The sequence below is a fragment of the Nocardia lijiangensis NBRC 108240 genome, assembly GCF_001613045.1.
GTDB classification, from domain to species: domain Bacteria; phylum Actinomycetota; class Actinomycetes; order Mycobacteriales; family Mycobacteriaceae; genus Nocardia; species Nocardia lijiangensis.
Genome location: NZ_BDBP01000058.1, coordinates 1 through 14,938 on the forward strand (window position 1 = coordinate 1; position 14,938 = coordinate 14,938).

The 14,938-nt window shown below is 60.3% G+C and carries 14 protein-coding genes; 7 read left to right on the top strand and 7 right to left on the bottom strand.

Annotation, left to right across the window (positions count from 1 at the left end; genetic code table 11):
• From NL1_RS21730 to NL1_RS21745, 4 genes are all read left to right on the top strand, one after another.
• A partial coding sequence (locus NL1_RS21730; protein WP_281180846.1) for an acyl-CoA dehydrogenase family protein occupies positions 1 to 459 on the top strand: 459 nt, incomplete at its 5' end.
• Positions 456 to 1,511 (top strand): acyl-CoA dehydrogenase family protein, encoded by a 1,056-nt coding sequence (locus NL1_RS21735; RefSeq protein ID WP_067842249.1) that lies wholly within the window; start codon positions 456 to 458, stop codon positions 1,509 to 1,511. The genes NL1_RS21730 and NL1_RS21735, both read left to right, overlap by 4 nt.
• 523 nt (positions 1,512 to 2,034) lie before the next feature.
• Positions 2,035 to 2,199, top strand: a complete 165-nt coding sequence (locus NL1_RS40280; RefSeq protein WP_174553452.1) for a helix-turn-helix transcriptional regulator — start codon at positions 2,035 to 2,037, stop codon at positions 2,197 to 2,199.
• An 81-nt stretch (positions 2,200 to 2,280) separates the two neighbouring features.
• The gene (locus tag NL1_RS21745; RefSeq protein ID WP_067842255.1) at positions 2,281 to 2,616 is read left to right on the top strand and encodes a hypothetical protein; all 336 of its coding nucleotides are present in this window, start codon (positions 2,281 to 2,283) and stop codon (positions 2,614 to 2,616) included.
• A gap of 1 nt (position 2,617) precedes the next feature.
• Here NL1_RS21745 and NL1_RS21750 read toward each other — a convergent pair whose 3' ends face one another.
• Positions 2,618 to 2,851 (bottom strand): DUF6953 family protein, encoded by a 234-nt coding sequence (locus NL1_RS21750; RefSeq protein WP_067842258.1) that lies wholly within the window; start codon positions 2,849 to 2,851, stop codon positions 2,618 to 2,620.
• A gap of 68 nt (positions 2,852 to 2,919) precedes the next feature.
• Between NL1_RS21750 and NL1_RS37780 the strand changes: the two genes are divergently transcribed.
• Positions 2,920 to 3,381 (top strand): hypothetical protein, encoded by a 462-nt coding sequence (locus NL1_RS37780; protein WP_156094981.1) that lies wholly within the window; start codon positions 2,920 to 2,922, stop codon positions 3,379 to 3,381.
• A 59-nt stretch (positions 3,382 to 3,440) separates the two neighbouring features.
• On the opposite strand, the gene NL1_RS21760 is transcribed toward NL1_RS37780, so the two are convergent.
• The 5 genes from NL1_RS21760 to NL1_RS40285 form a co-directional block, all read right to left on the bottom strand.
• Entirely contained in the window at positions 3,441 to 8,150 is a 4,710-nt protein-coding gene (locus NL1_RS21760; RefSeq protein ID WP_067842264.1) for a tape measure protein, read from the bottom strand.
• A gap of 261 nt (positions 8,151 to 8,411) precedes the next feature.
• Entirely contained in the window at positions 8,412 to 8,741 is a 330-nt protein-coding gene (locus tag NL1_RS21765) for a hypothetical protein (protein WP_156094982.1), read from the bottom strand.
• Positions 8,738 to 8,905 (bottom strand): hypothetical protein, encoded by a 168-nt coding sequence (locus NL1_RS37785; RefSeq protein ID WP_156094983.1) that lies wholly within the window; start codon positions 8,903 to 8,905, stop codon positions 8,738 to 8,740. The genes NL1_RS21765 and NL1_RS37785 overlap by 4 nt, the downstream gene beginning before the upstream one ends.
• A gap of 153 nt (positions 8,906 to 9,058) precedes the next feature.
• Positions 9,059 to 9,976 carry a hypothetical protein gene (locus NL1_RS21770; protein WP_067842277.1) on the bottom strand — a complete coding sequence of 306 codons (918 nt, stop codon included), beginning with the start codon at positions 9,974 to 9,976 and terminating at the stop codon, positions 9,059 to 9,061.
• Positions 9,977 to 10,163: 187 nt separating this feature from the next.
• Positions 10,164 to 10,508, bottom strand: a complete 345-nt coding sequence (locus NL1_RS40285) for an HNH endonuclease signature motif containing protein (RefSeq protein ID WP_156094984.1) — start codon at positions 10,506 to 10,508, stop codon at positions 10,164 to 10,166.
• Between the two features lie 1,582 nt (positions 10,509 to 12,090).
• On the opposite strand from NL1_RS40285, the gene NL1_RS21780 reads away from it, so the two are divergent.
• Both NL1_RS21780 and NL1_RS21785 read left to right on the top strand, forming a co-directional pair.
• The gene (locus NL1_RS21780; protein WP_218024468.1) at positions 12,091 to 12,786 is read left to right on the top strand and encodes a hypothetical protein; all 696 of its coding nucleotides are present in this window, start codon (positions 12,091 to 12,093) and stop codon (positions 12,784 to 12,786) included.
• The gene (locus NL1_RS21785; protein WP_067842283.1) at positions 12,770 to 13,243 is read left to right on the top strand and encodes an NUDIX domain-containing protein; all 474 of its coding nucleotides are present in this window, start codon (positions 12,770 to 12,772) and stop codon (positions 13,241 to 13,243) included. The genes NL1_RS21780 and NL1_RS21785 overlap by 17 nt, the downstream gene beginning before the upstream one ends.
• Before the next feature lie 496 nt (positions 13,244 to 13,739).
• On the opposite strand, the gene NL1_RS37790 is transcribed toward NL1_RS21785, so the two are convergent.
• Positions 13,740 to 14,720 (bottom strand): helix-turn-helix domain-containing protein, encoded by a 981-nt coding sequence (locus NL1_RS37790; protein ID WP_156094985.1) that lies wholly within the window; start codon positions 14,718 to 14,720, stop codon positions 13,740 to 13,742.
• Between the last annotated feature and the right edge of the window lie 218 nt (positions 14,721 to 14,938).

Below are 14,938 nucleotides of genomic sequence, written 5' to 3' on the forward strand. Positions count from 1 at the left end.
TTCGACACCGGCACGCTGGCCGCCGCAGCCCAGCTGCTCGGCGCGGGCCGCGCGCTGCTGCACGCGGCGACCGAATACGCCAAGCAGCGCAAGCAGTTCGGCAAGCCGATCGGCGAATTCCAAGCCGTAAAGCAGAAGCTCGCCGATGTGCTGATCGCACTCGACCTGGCCGAGCCGCTGCTCTACCGCGCCGCCCTCACCATGGGCGAGCCGACCCGCAGCCGCGACGTATCGGCCGCGATGCTGGCCTGCGGCGATGCCGCGCACACCGCCGCGCGCGCCGCGCTGCAGGTGCACGGCGCGATCGGCTACACCGCCGAGTACGACCTGTCGCTGTGGCTGACCAAGGTCACCGCACTGCGCGCCGCGTGGGGCGCGCCGGATCTGCACCGCGCCAGGATCGCTCGCGCCCTGCGCGACGAGGCCATCCGGGACCGAGCGCTGCGAGGCACCGCATGACCGCCGCCGAGCACCAGGAATTCGCCGCCTCGGTGCGCGCGCTGCTCACCAAGCACGCGGGCCGCGACGCCGTGCGCGCCGCGATGGACACCGAACTCGGGTACGACCCGAAACTCTGGCGGCTGCTCTGCGAGCAGATCGGCGTCGCGGCGCTGGCCATCCCCGAGGAGTACGGCGGCTTCGGTGCCTCGCTCGTCGAATCCCTGCTCGTGGTCGGTGAATTGGGCCGGACGCTGGCGGGAGTGCCGATGCTCGGTTCGGCCGTGCTCGGCGCGCATGCCGTGCTGCTCTCCGGTGACGAGGAAGCCTGCGCGCGACTGCTGCCCGGCGTCGCGGAAGGTGCGACGACGCTCGCGGTCTGCTGGGCGAGCGCGACCGGCTGGGACGAGCCCGGGGTCCACGCCGAGGGCGAGACCCTTTCCGGCACCGCGTATTACGTGCTCGACGGCGCGCAGGCCGATACCCTGATCGTGCTCGCCCCGACCGGGTTGTTCGAGGTCGAGGCCACCGCCGCGGGCATCACCCGCCGTCCGGTCGCGACCATGGACCCGACGCGCAAGCTCACCGAGATCGGCTTCGACGGTGTCGCCGCACGCAAGCTCGGTACGGCCGATCCGGTGGCCGTCGCGGCGCGGTTGCGGGAGATCGCGTGGGCCGCGGTGGCCGCCGAGCAGGTCGGCGCGGCCGAGCAGTGCCTCGAGATGACGGTCGAATACACCAAGTCCCGCGTGCAGTTCGGGCGTGTGATCGGCAGTTTCCAGGCGCTCAAGCACCGGATGGCCGATATGTACGTGCTGCTGGAGTCGGCCAAGTCCGCGTCCTATGCCGCCACCGCCGCGGTCGCCGCAGGCCTGCCCTCGGCCGCCGAGGACGTGTGGGCCGCCCGTGTGCAGTGCTCCGAGGCACTCACCGAGATCGTGTCCGAGACCGTGCAATTGCACGGCGGCATCGCCATCACCTGGGAGCACGACGCGCACCTGTTCTTCAAGCGCGCGCACGGCGACGCCCAGCTCTTCGGCACCCCGCACCGGCCACTGGCGCACACCAATTAGCTTGGGCACCAAAGGCCCCGGCGAGTCCTCCCCCGGACTCGCCGGGGCCTTTGGCATTCGCGGCCCTGGGCAGCTCCCACACCCTCTCCATACGGATCGCATAGGCACCGACTGTGTGAACCATGCGAACCGTCTGTGTCGTCGGTGGGCTATCTCACGGCAGCCCAAAGCGGTCTGGGCGGTCGCCTTCGCCAGCGTCATCGCCTTCATGGGCATCGGCCTGGTCGACCCGAGTCAAACAGAGCGACCCATAAGCGTGACACCCGAGCTCACGGACACCCACGGGGAAGGTAGGTCGGCTTCAAGGTGCCTGTAGCGTCGCGCCATGGCCGACATGAGGGACTGTTCGCCCTTCAGCGAGATATTCGCTCAGCTCGACAGGATCGAGCAGAAGCTAGACACCCTGCAACGCTCGGTGGACGCCGTGAGTCGACAGAGACCAGAGCACCGGCCGGAGCAACCCTCCCGGCGTGAACGGCCTGTCCGGCGAGAGCTGCCGACGATCGACCAACCAGGCGCATACATGACTCGAAGCGAAGTAGCCGAAATGGTCGGCTTTTCGACCAAGACCCTGGCCAACTGGGGTGCGGAAGGCAAAGGTCCAAAGTTCGTCCGGGTCGGTGGGGGTCATTGCCGCTACCGGCTGTCAGATGTCCTCGCGTGGCAGGAATCCCAACACGGGAGGTAGTTAGTACGTGCCAGCGCAACGCTTTTCGGCGCTAACATGCTCTGACGCGCTCCACAGGCACCGACGACTAGAGGACCCACCTTGACGAACCCAATCCTCCGCTACGCGCTCGATGGCCCCGACGACAACGACTTGGCATGCCCGAACTGTGGGTGGGCGTACACCCACATCGACAAAGTCAGGGCTGGGGTCAGGACTGAGGACGCCCCGATCACCTTCGTGGAACTTGACATCGTGGAAGGGCAGTTTGGGTTCAAGCCCCGACGGTACGAGGGAACCGAGACGCCTTCCGGTCGTCGGCAATGGCTGGAGATCGTTATCGACTGCGAGCAATGTGCTGGGGGGACGTTGGTCCTCGCCCAGCACAAGGGCGTCACGCAGACCCGGTACATCCCAGCCACGACTTCAACTGACTGACCTAGACCACACTCCATGCACGCTCGCTCCTGTCCCACTCGATCGAGCCAGCGTGCAACGTTCGGAACTCCGCGAGCACCTTCTTGTTGATCGCGGGGTTCCCGTTGTCGTTCTCGTACACCCACTCAGGCCCGAAGAGGGTTTCGATGTCAGAGACGATGTCCTCTTGATACTCAACCTGGTTCGCCTTGATTCGGTCGACCATCCACTGTGCGATCTCCACTGCTGTAGCCATCGGATGAGCATAGACCGGCGAAACGCAACGGTAGGCAGCGATTTCGTGAGGTCGATAGCATATACCGCGTGACACTGACTCAACCGTGGGCAACAGTCATCGCAGGACTCTTGGCAGTTATCGCAGCGTCGATCGCGTATGGCGGTGTGCTGGTGAACGTACGCCATCAGCGTCAGGCCGAAATACGGGCGAACCGGCTAGCACTGCTGAGCGAGACCGTAAGCATCACGGAAACACTTGCATTCGGCTTAAACCGTCGCCGCACAGCAATCAAGAACAATAGCAATCGAACGGATATCAATTTGAAGCTGTTCGATTGCTTTGAGCAATTGAACATAGTTATTGCAAGACTGGAAGTGTATGACCTGGGCGAGGTGGCGATATCCGCCGCAGGCTATTTGGCAACAATCAAGATGCCGCCGGATGCCGATAGCGACACTGAGAAGGCATACGAAGTTAAGCAAGCGGAGGCACGCGCGGAGCTTCGCGCTAAGTTGGCGATAGAACGCGCAAAGGTCGAGAAGCAATAGGTAGTTCGACTGGCCACGCCTGCCGGGGGGCAACCCCGGGAGGGTGCAGTCAATACGGACTACCTCCGGTAACTCTTCATAGCTTGTGCTTTCTGATGAGTCGTAAGAGCTCGGACGGCTTCATCAACACTGTCCGTCGTGATATTCACGTTCGGACGAGACATGATCATTTGCTCAATCTCCTGCTGAGACAGGCCGGATTGCGGTTGCCCAAGGGTCGCACCAGCGAACTGCCGGAGTTGCTCAGGGGAGTTGAAAATCGGCTCAGGCGAATTCGACAGGTTGATACCCATCTCACCCGGCATAAGCCAACCGCCGTTGTCGAAGACTTTCGGGCGAAGCATTTCGAACCAACTCGGGGCTTGCCCGTCCGGTCCGGGCGTAAAGCCCAATTGCTTCATAACCTCTTCAGGCGAGAAGGACGGCAGACCGGATAGAACATTGGTGTTCTCTCCGTCTTCCTTGTCCTCGTTCGCCAAGGCGATAGCCTTATCGGCCACACCCCACCAGCGAGAACCGCCGATCTTCTCCGGCAACTGCTCTTTGAAGGCGTCGAAAATGGCACCTACCGCGCTGGACGCGGCATTGGTGAGGACGTCGCGAATCGTGTTCGCGGAATCCTTACCCTTCCCCTTCTTGTTCGCCTCCTGCTGAGCACGAGAGAGCTCGGCATCCGCCTTCGCGCGATCCAAGTCCGAAGACATCGGATCGTCGTAGACAGCGTTCCGCCGCTCGTTCGCATCCTCTACGGCCGCGAACTTGTCGATACGCTCGGCCTCCTCCTCGCTGTATTGGCGAGAAAGCGCCGGAGCTTGCGGCGCGACACGCTGTCCGCCCTCTAGCTGGCCTTGCTTGTCCTTCTGCTCTTGCTTTTTGACGACGCGTGCCTGAGCGTCTTGCACGTCCAGGTCAGCAAGACGACGGTCGTTATCGTCGTACTTATCCTCTGTATCGGCGTAGACTTCGTCACGCTTTTTCTTGGCCTGGTCTACAGCGATAATCAGACGTTGTAGCTCGCGCTCATCCTCGGCGGTCCATTCGATGATTTTGCCGCCCCTCATCTGAGAGCTAATTCCCCGGATGAGCTCATTCGGCAAGTGGAAACGCTGAGCGAATTGCGAGTCGGTGGCGCGGGCTCGGCCTCCGCCGATGCCCGAGGTGCCGAAAGCTCCGCCGGACTCAATCGCCATACCGGCCAAAGTGGCCGCCATATGGTCCGCATTAACGCCGACCTGGAACCAGGTGCCCGAAGGCCCTAGACCGGGCTCTAGGCCCGCTGTAGTGCCTCCTAGAAGGCTTAGCGTGGTGTACAGGCGTTGAGTCGGCTCAACGATGCCCATCAAGATTTGATGGATGTATCCGACGAAGCCAGAGCAGTCGAAACCGCCTTCGGCGAGACTTTCGCCTCCCCAGACGTATTTCTTACCCTCCACGGCTCGAGCCGCTTCGATAGCGCGCTCGACACCGGCCGGAGTGCCGCCCTCCGCGAAGCGGAGGCCGCCAGCAAGCGCCCGAGCTCGAAGCCCGCGCATCTTGCCGTGCCCGCCGACCGCGTCCACCTCCGCAGAGGTCCAGACGTGCTCATTGTGCGACAGCAGCGCCGGAATGGAATCCGACGTAGGACCACCGGCCCCGGAGACGGCACCGAAGATCTCACCGCCGCCCGCGCGGGGGAGACGTGGCACCGGCAACGGCCCCTGAGCACTCGGGTTACCGAGCTGCTCCATACGAGCCGCCGCGTTCTGCGAATCCGCGAAGATCTTGAAACGCTTATCCGGGATCTTGGCGTCAATAAGCTGTTGAACCTTGTTCAACACTTCCTGAATATTGTCAGCCTTGATTTCGTAGACGGTTTCTTTACCGTCTACCTTCTCGATCTCGGCTCCCATCCGCTGCAATTCCGCGATGATCTCGGCGGAATTGGTCAGACGGGTGTCAATAGTGACACCCTCCGGATGGTTGTTCATCAGCGTTTGCATTAGCCGGAGCTTGGCGGTTGCTTCGTCAGCACCCTTCAGCTCCGCAAGGATCTCAATATCCTTCGGGACATACCCGACAGATTCCGCTAGGCCGGTTAGTTCGGCTTCGCTCAGACCGACCGCATTCGCCAACTGGCGGAGGACTTCAGTATTCCTCTGGAACACGGGTCCCATTTCGCCACCAGCGGCAGCGACAGACGCCGTTTCGTCACGGAGGTCTTTCAGGATGTCGCGGAGTTTCGAGCCATTTTCCGACGTGGTATTGATCCCGCCGTTCATGTCGATAAGCTCAGCGCCAATACCCTTGGAAGAATCCCAGCGCTTTTCAGCCGAAGAGATGACTCCTCGAATCGAATCGTTATACGACTGCATAGCGTCTTGCAGCTCGACCGGCTTACCGGCGAGAGCGTCAAGAGCCTTCTTCAGTGCGCTGACACGGTCGTCCGCATCCGCCGAAGTGCTCGACAGAACTTCGATGGATTCCTTCAGGGAACCAACGCCCGCTGTCGAGTTCCGCGACGCGTCCACCATGGCTTGCACTTCGGTACGAGCACTCTTGATCTGCTCCGCGACACGTCCACCAGCGGCGTCCGTTTGCTCCAGTGCGGTAACGAATTTGGTGTACTGCTCTCCGCCCGCGGCCACGATCTTGCCCAGGTCGTCTACTTCGAGCTTTTGAGCCCGGAGGACGGTCATCAGAGCGCGGTTCTCATCGATCGCGCGCTGGGTTACCTCGTAACCCCTGCGGGTCCCGTCGAAGAAATTGCCGCCGACGTTTCGCGTCGGGTCCCAGCTATTGAGTCGGTCGGTAAAGTTGATAAGGGACTCTCCGAACGAGTGTCCTTCTGCCGCGATCTTCCGAATACCGGACAACCGGGCCTCGACTAGATCACCGGCGGCTTGGATGGCCTTCGCATCGAGTGCGCCGTTCGTCTCGGCTAGCGCTGCCTGTAGCTTTCGCTGTGCCTTCTCCGAGGCGATCACCGAGGATGTGAACGCGTCCTGAACCGTCTTGGTTTTGTCGGCGTGGCCCCGGTACACCATGTATCCGGCGAAGGCTCCCGCCATGGCGAGAGCCCACGGACCACCGAGCATGTTGACGGTTCCGGCCACGGCCCTACCCAGGCCGGTAACGGCCGTGGTAGCTGCTGCCTGGATACGTCCGCCGAGTGCAGCAGCACCGGCAGCAGTCCGGAACATCGCACCCGTCAGCGCGTTGGAGCTGGCAGCAGCGGTAGTAGCCGCAGCAGACCAGCGTGTCAGCGCGCTAGTGGCCTGATTCGCCGCGTAGGTCTCCTGTGCCCAGGCCCGCGCACGTGCCAGACGTCCGCTGATCATGCCGGGTGTAGCTGCAACCTCTCGCCCAATGCTCGCGAGATACTCACGGATGGCAGCGTTGTGCATGACGAGCGCACGGGAGAGAGCCGTCTGAGCCGCAATCGTCGCCGGAGACAACAGGTTTCGGAACGCGGTCAGCGCTTCGAAACCGACATGTACGGCCTTCGTAGCAGCCATTGCAGCCACGTAAGCTGCAAGGCCCGCCGAGACGGCCCACGTGTTGTCCGCGAGGAAGCTCAACGCACGAGCGAAGTGCTCCACAAAGACGGCAGCGACAACGCCGGAGTCTCCCAGGATCGAAGCCATGGACCGGCCGATCGTGGAAGCGGCATCGCCTAGCTTCCGGAACGTATCGGTAAGCGTCTCGCCGATACCTTTGATCTCGGTATAGCCGTTCCCGCTGACCTCGCCACCGCGTAGCGAGTTGAAAAAGTCTTTGACGCCCGAAAGGTCTCGGGTCTTGATCGCATTCCAGAGACTGATCACAGCCTCACGGAAGCGCAATAGGTATTCGACCGGCTTCGAGTCTTCCGCGAAGCCGAAAGTCATATTCGCGCCGAGATACTTACCGTCTTTGAGGACGGAGAAGACACCCCGGATACCGTCGACGGCAAAACGAGCCTTGACGCCGAACTTTTCCCAGTTCGACGCCGCACCGGTGATAGATTCACCGTGGGTCTTGAACGCCGCACCCATCTCCGTGAGATTGGTTGCGAGGTATTGTGACGCACGTTCGACGTGCGGTTTGATTTTGTTAGCCCAATCCCGAATAGCTCCGAGAGAGCTTTTCATCATCGGGAGGAACGGGGAAAGCGCGGCTTCGCCGATTCGGCCTAGGGACGCCTGCATGTTTTTCCACGCGCCGCGAAGAGTCTTACCCGACTCGTCCGCAGCACCGCCGATATTCTCTTGAATAACTCGGCGGAAGGTCTCAGCGTCAACCGAACCCTTTTTAACCATCTTGCTCAGAGCGGCGGCGCTAACGCCGTACTCCTCTTGCAACCACTGGAAAATAGGGATACCACGGTCCGCAAGCATCGAAAGGTCATCGGTAAAGGCACGGCCGGAGCTCTGGACCTTGTTGAAGACGTAACCCATTTCGCCCAGCGAGGAACCGGCGATAGTCGACGTGTCCGCAATGAGCTTCAGGTAACCCGTAAGGTCTTCGCCTTGCTTGATACCCGCAGCAACAGCAGACGCAGCGGCCGTAGCCGCTTCACCAAGGCCGAACGCCGTGCCGTCGACAGCGGCTTTCGCGTTGGCCAGAATCTCCGTGATGGCCTGTGCGCTATGGCCCAGACCTGCAAGCTTTCCCTTTGCATCGTCAATAGCGACCATGCGGGAGAAGCCCTTATTCAGCGCGGTACCGATAGCCGCGCCAGCAACCAGACCGACACCAGCGGCAGCAGTCCGAAACACGCTGCCGATACCGGCCGCGAGGCTATTGCCCATGCTTTTGCCGGTCCGTGTCGCCTGTGGCTCTAGGCTCGATAGTGACTTTTGAACTTGGCGGGGAATCTCCGATGCTTCCGCAACTAGGCTGATGTACGCGGTAGCTAATTCTATTGCCACGTTTACAGCCCTCCTCTCTCGCCCTATGCGCGGGCACGGACCAAAGAGGCGGTAATCCTCGCGGTCACTGGGTATCGAATAGGTTTAATGCGCCCTGAAAGGGCAGAAATGGGAGATGTAGCGAGCGGCCTAAGATCTCGCTCACTTCCCTTCGAGCAAAGCCGCGTTAGCGAGTTGACTGAAGATCTCGGTCATTTTCGACACTGCGGCATCCTCGGGGATGCCGTGTTCAGCGAACAGTGCCATGAACGCGGGAAGAGTCACAACGGACATCAGGATGAACGCGGAACTTAATACTTCCTCGAACTGGCCGGATTCTTTCTCGGCAGCGAGCAGGGTTGAAACCTCGTGCGGCTTATCGAGAACATTCGTCCACAGCTTGAAGGCTCGCGCCTCCGCCGGTTCGCATGTAGCAGGCTCCAGGTGCTCCGAAACAAACTTTGCGACGCGCCTCTTGATATCGAAGATCACGCCAACCATCCCCGGCGCTTCATCCACGCCAGCGCGTGACTCTTCGAGCCAGGCTCGGTCTTAATGGTCTCTTCTTTCAGCCAGCCCCGGCGAATCGCTTCTAGCTCTCCCTTTTGCCGTCCCGTCAGGGTGGGTTCCTGATCAGCGCCGTCGTTGTTAGTCATTGCTCTTTGTCTTTCCGATTGGACTAATACCGGCCGGACTCATCAAGAATCTGGTTGATTCCCATAGCGTCGGCCGACGAATGAGGTCTATATGTCGTTTACGTGGTTCCGGATTGTCCTCTGGGGACGAAATCACCAGCGGATACTTTCGATTCACAAGACTCCGGCCTCGCGTAGGGCGATTTGAGTCACTGGGTGAACCTCGCCAGCGTGGAACGCGCGAATCAGCGCATCTCGCCCCGACGCCTGCTGTAGCCGTACAAACTTCCGGAACTCGTCACGGAAGAGCTGGGCTCGAACCTCTAGCCAGTCAGCCAGTTCGCGTGACTTCGGAATCCAGAGATCCAAATTGTTACGCACGACATAGACCAGGAATTCGTCTATCTCGGCAGGCCAGGGCACCGAAGCGGTAGAACGTGTCAATTCCGGGAATGCTTCGTCCAGGTTCTTGATTAGGCCATAATGGGCATAATGCCGTCCGCTAGCTTGCGATGTGTTACGTGCAGCTTCCTGCCATATCGACATACCTCCGTCAGCGGTCATAATCGCTAGCTGACCAGAGCGAATCCGTTGATACTCTTTACCGTAGTCGGCAATCTTCGCCCACTCGCGGCCCGATCCTGCCTCTATCGCTTCACGCGGGTTCGACGCATGGCCGATTTTTTCGACCGCTGTACGAACATCCGCCATCAAAGCGCCTAGCTTGTCATTCAGCGCCGCCAATGCATCGTCAAAGCCGCTACGGAAAATTGAGTCCAACTTGCGTTCGGCGTCTACCTTCAGCGCGTGGGCCGCTTGCTGTTGCGCGTCCAAGACGGCGGTGTTTGTCACACGATCAGCGATAGTCGACAGCCACGATTCGGGAACCGATCCGACTTCTAGGATTGCCTCGTTGTCGAGTTCCGGCGGTTGCTCCCGCCGCCGGAACTCGATCTCCTCGAGTAGCTCGACCGCAGCCTTACGAACATTCTCAGCCTCGTTGAAACCTTCGATGGCGGTCAGTACCTCCACAACCTCCGGCAGACGCCGGAACTGGTTCATGATCGGGGAGTTGTAGTTTTGAAATTCCATATTGCTTCCTCTCTGTTATAGATTGATACGGGCATGCGTAAGCCCCTCTCATTTGCTTTCTAAGCGACTTTTACGGGTTCCCGGTACTCCGGGGACCCCCTCCTCCCCCCTGCGTGCGTGTGAGGCCCGTTTAGTCTGAGTACTGACAATCGGTGTAGGGGGAGGGGTGTATAGCCAGGGTGCAGCGTCAGCGCTGCCGTCCCTTCGATCGGGCACTGTCCCTCGTGCCCTCTGGCACGGAGGAGGGGAGCCAAGAACGAGACGTCGGAAGTTTGTCTTCCCTCACCTCTGTTCGATTACCACGACGAGAGTTGCAATCTCTATGCGCTGCCTTCATCTCCCCGAGGAGATGTCCGCCCTTGGATCTGGGGATGATGTGATCGGCAGTCCATGACCGAGCATCGGTGTAAGGGAGGGATACGTCGATAGTCCCGCCACAGATATGGCACACCTGTGATCGGCTACGAAGCCGATCCCGAGCCTTACGGTATTGCCGGTCATCCAGACCGGGACGCCGCTTACGGCGTCTCATTCGGCCTTACGCGAATACGCCCAACGACGTCGAAACAGTTCGAAGGCTTCTTCGATGTTCGTTGTCCACGGCGTCGCGCCTCCATCTTCGATGGCTGCTAGATACGCCTGATGCTGTTCGGAGTTGTACCACTCATCGAACAATCGCCGTTGTTCCTCTGAGGTAGGCGTAGAGCGCCTACCGAACTCGTACTTACTCATCCATTCCTCTCAATTTTCGACTAGAAGAAGTCGAGTTCATCGGGTTGTACTGCTCGCACCATTCGGAGCGCGGCTCGGCAATTAGCCTGGTATCGCGCATCGTTGGCGCGCTTGCATTGGCGGCAGTGGCCGGAGCGGCATCTAGCGTTTGGGCCGTCTAGCGGGTGCCCCGCTCGACACATGCTCATTCGGAACACCTTTCTATTCGTTTTGACCGATCGGTCATTTGATGGCAAAAGAAAAGCAGCCCGTAGGCTGCGAAGTTCTAGGCGGGTACTCGGAGAGGACGGGGGTACCCACCTAAGGAGCGGGAGCCATCCAACAGAGAAGTTTCCGGATGTCTGCGACCGCACCAACGACACCGCGAGACGTTCGGTGCCGAGCTCTACCCCTCTATATGTATATAGGTGTAACAACACCTTGACTTTTCGACAAAAGACCAGGTGAACAGAAAGAGAGTGACGGAGCTCACATAAATTTCTTCGATCGTTGTCTCATCCCTCATATGTATATACCTTCGACAACACCCGGACTTCTCCGGTGTTTCCCCAGGTCGCTGAAAATGGTGTGACGTACTTCACTCAGACTTTTTTCGTGACCTGGGGTTTGGTAGACAACAAGGAACCTCCGACTTTGCAAAGTCGGAGGTTCCTCGCGGGTAATCGTCAGTTGCGGATATGCACTTGTGTCCGGCGCTCTGTGGACCGGCTCGGGCTACGCCGTAGGGCACGGCCCCCACTGGAGAAGGGTCGGTGACCCTGCCGCGAACTCATCGGTCGAACCGACCGCACGGCCCATCGTGAGATCTATCCCGAACGAGTCCGCGGGTACACCCAGCACTGCCGAGACCATCTGTCGGGCCGTGTCCGTCAGGCCACGCTTATCGGCCGCGATCGTCCATCTGTCCACGGCCGGAACGTGGACGATCCACGCCGAACCGGCGCAGTGAACCTTGGCCAAGTAATACGGCATCCCTACCCCTCTCGTAGTGGGCACGTGGCGCTGGGAAGTGTCGGATCGTCGGCCCATTCGACCAGCGCATCGTGAAAGCGCCGGAGCCGCACAAGCGGCAGAGTCCGGAACTTCGGTCCGGTACGTGGGAAGGGTTTCCGCTGTGGCAGTGTGCTGGACACGTCTCTTCACTCCCCTGAGTCGTTGGTCTCCAGCCGGTACCAGGAGTGTTCACCGGTACCGGCTGGTGAATACGACGGTATGGACAGGTCAGGGACGCCAGAACTTCGCCGGGAACGTTTTGCGGGACATTTGAAACGTCCAGTGTGTCCCCGTGGGACTCCTGGAAAGATGTGCGTATGACATCTCGACTTGAGTCCGCGATGCTTCGAGCCGGACTCGACTCAGCGGCTCTCGCTGCGATTGCGAGTGTGGACGTGAAGACCGTCAACCGATGGCTTGCCGGTCGAATTCCACACCGCCGCACCCGGCTTCGGATAGCCGAAGCACTCCAAGAGGTAGAGGAGACGCTTTGGCCTGCCGCACGCCCGGACCTGCAATCCGGGGCACCGGCTACCGCAGAGGTTATAGGCGCGTACGCCCACCGCGCCGACATCCCCAATGATCTATGGACTTCGTTGGTACACAGAGCAACTGAGCGAATCGACATCATCGGGTACGCCTACCCGTTCGTGTTCGAACTGTTGCCCAGAGCCTCCGAAATCATCGCTGCCAAGTGCCGCGCCGGATGTGAAGTCCGGCTAGGTTTCGCCGACCCGGACTGTGACCATGTCGCCGAACGTGACACCTTGGAACAGATGGGCGGAACCCTTCCAGGCCGGATACGCAACGCGCTGTCGATGCTGGGGCCGCTAGTCGACACCCCGGGTTGCGTTGTGGGACTTCACTCGTCCCACCTGTACAACTCGGTTTTCCGGTTCGATGACGAAATGATCGTCACCCCATATCTGTTCCGTGCCCGGGGCTACCAGCACACTGCCCTGTATCTGCGCCGGTTGTCACAACACGGGATCTTCGACTCCTTCGCCGACCAGTTCGAACAGCTCTGGGGCACTGTTACCCCGTACTCAACGACGCAAGGATTCTCCAATGGGCTCACGGCGTGACTGGTACCGCGATCCGAACGCACCCCGACCTAACTCGCTGAAGCCCGGAGCCGCAGCGCTGATCACCGACGACAACGGGCGCGTGCTGATGCAGCGTCGTGGAGATTCCGGGAACTGGTCTCTCCCAGGGGGAATCATGGAAATAGGCGAGACTCTGGAGGACTGCGCGGTCCGGGAGGCCCGCGAGGAAACCGGACTCGATATCGAGATCACCGGCCTTCTCGGCATCTACACCGACCCCGCCCACGTGATCGAACACGCGGACGGAGAGGTCCGGCAGGAGTTCTCAGTGGTCTACTACGGCAGAGTGACCGGCGGGGAACTCGCCGTGTCCGACGAGTCCACCTCTGTCGAGTTCCTACGGCTCGAAGATCTCGAGACGTTGCCCGTGCACGAGACTGTTCGGCTCCGGTTGCGACACCATGCCGAACAGCGCTCTACTCCGTACCTCGGATGAGAGACAGGCGACCTCATTTTGACCGGATGAGTAAACCGTAAATACCGTCTCTCCAGAGCCTCCCCCAACGCTGGCGTAGCCATTGTGCCTCCGCCAGGTAACCGTGACTCTCCGTGCCAACTAGGAGGCCCGGAAGTTGGTCCGTCGAGCGCTGGACAGCAGGACAGGCGACTAGCCTTGCGCCATGACCACTGCTGACATATCGGCGGAGTTCGCCGCTGTCATTAACTCGCTCAGGGCACTACGCCACGAACTCTTAGAGTGCGGACGGTCCGCGCGTCACCTCCGAGGGGAGGTCCGGTCTCATCACCGGGAGTCATGTCTGCCCTGGAAGAGATTCAACGGCGGTTGGAAGCGCAGTAGGACACCGGGAACCCGGTGTCCTTACCCCGTTTTCACCGGACGGGTTAACCGTAAATCTGCGCCTCTGTGTCGAACGATCATCCCGGACCATACTTCGGATGGGTCCGGGACGGAAAATCATCCCACAGCGTTCCTAGGGGGCAGGAATGGCCTGCCCCCGTCTGTCATCCTGGACAAGCTCCAAGCGTTGGCCGAGATAGCCACTCGGTAGAAGCTCGTCCCAGAGGCTGTGTCCAAATTCCGACAGAAGCGCTCGGTGCGTTTCGTCGGCACCTTTCCCCTGGCAGTTTTCGAGAATGAACCGCTTCGCGCGGTTGAGTTTTTCGTAGTCCGGAGAGAACGGGTCGAAGTCGGACCCGTTCGGATGGACATCGTCCGGCGCATCTGGCCGGACGGTCCACCGGAAAGGAACCGTGCCCGGTTCCGCAGTGGCCAGAAGGGAAGCATCCGCCATCGGCGGTAGAAGCTCCCCGAACGGGTCGAAGTCGGACCCGTTCTTTGCATTGGCTGAGTCAGACAGGCCAACAAGACTGTCTGGCTCGGATTGTTCCTCGCCTCCGTGGGGTGTCCCATTTCCGGACACCCCTTTTTCTTCTACTTCTAGGTAGTGCACTTCTAGTGCACTACTAGTTGTACTACTTAGGTAGGGAGATTTTCCCATGGGGGGTGTGGATATTTTCCCTACCCCCGTGGGGATATTTTCCCCACCCTCATCCGGGAGGATGACGGTCGCGGACAGTTCTGCGATGTCGTCCGGACCGAACGGAGTGTTCGACATCTGAAGGTGCCAGACCTCGAAGGACTGCTTTGAGTTGCCCGGCTTGCTGTGCGGCTGACGCACAAGCCAGCCGTTCTCTTGCAGGTTCCTCAGTCCGCTTCTGACCGTCTTGGTATCGGTCTTCAGCGCCTCCGCCACGGCCCTGGCCGACTGGGTGAAATCGACGGAGTGGGACCAGACGTACAGCGCCACTGAGCGCGCCGCGTGAGTCAGTTTCTCGTCGCGAGCAAGTGTCATAGGCACCGAAACGTAGAGCTGTGATCCGTCTACGTTGGCCCCCAGTTCGCCATGGTGCCGAACTTCGAACCGGGAATTGCTATTGCTTGCTTGTGTCAACGTCGGTGCCTCCTAGCACACGAGTAATCGAATCTGCGAGGCTGTGAAGTTCCTCGGCGTTAAAGATGAGCCGTTTCGAGCCGCCTGCCGAAACGTGGTACAGCGTCCTTCCGTATTTCTCGGACCATCGCTGTTCGATTGTGGGTTTCTTCAACTTGTCCTCCAAATGCGACCGGGGGTAGGCGTACCTACCCTCGACGCTATTTCGTTCGCCTCCG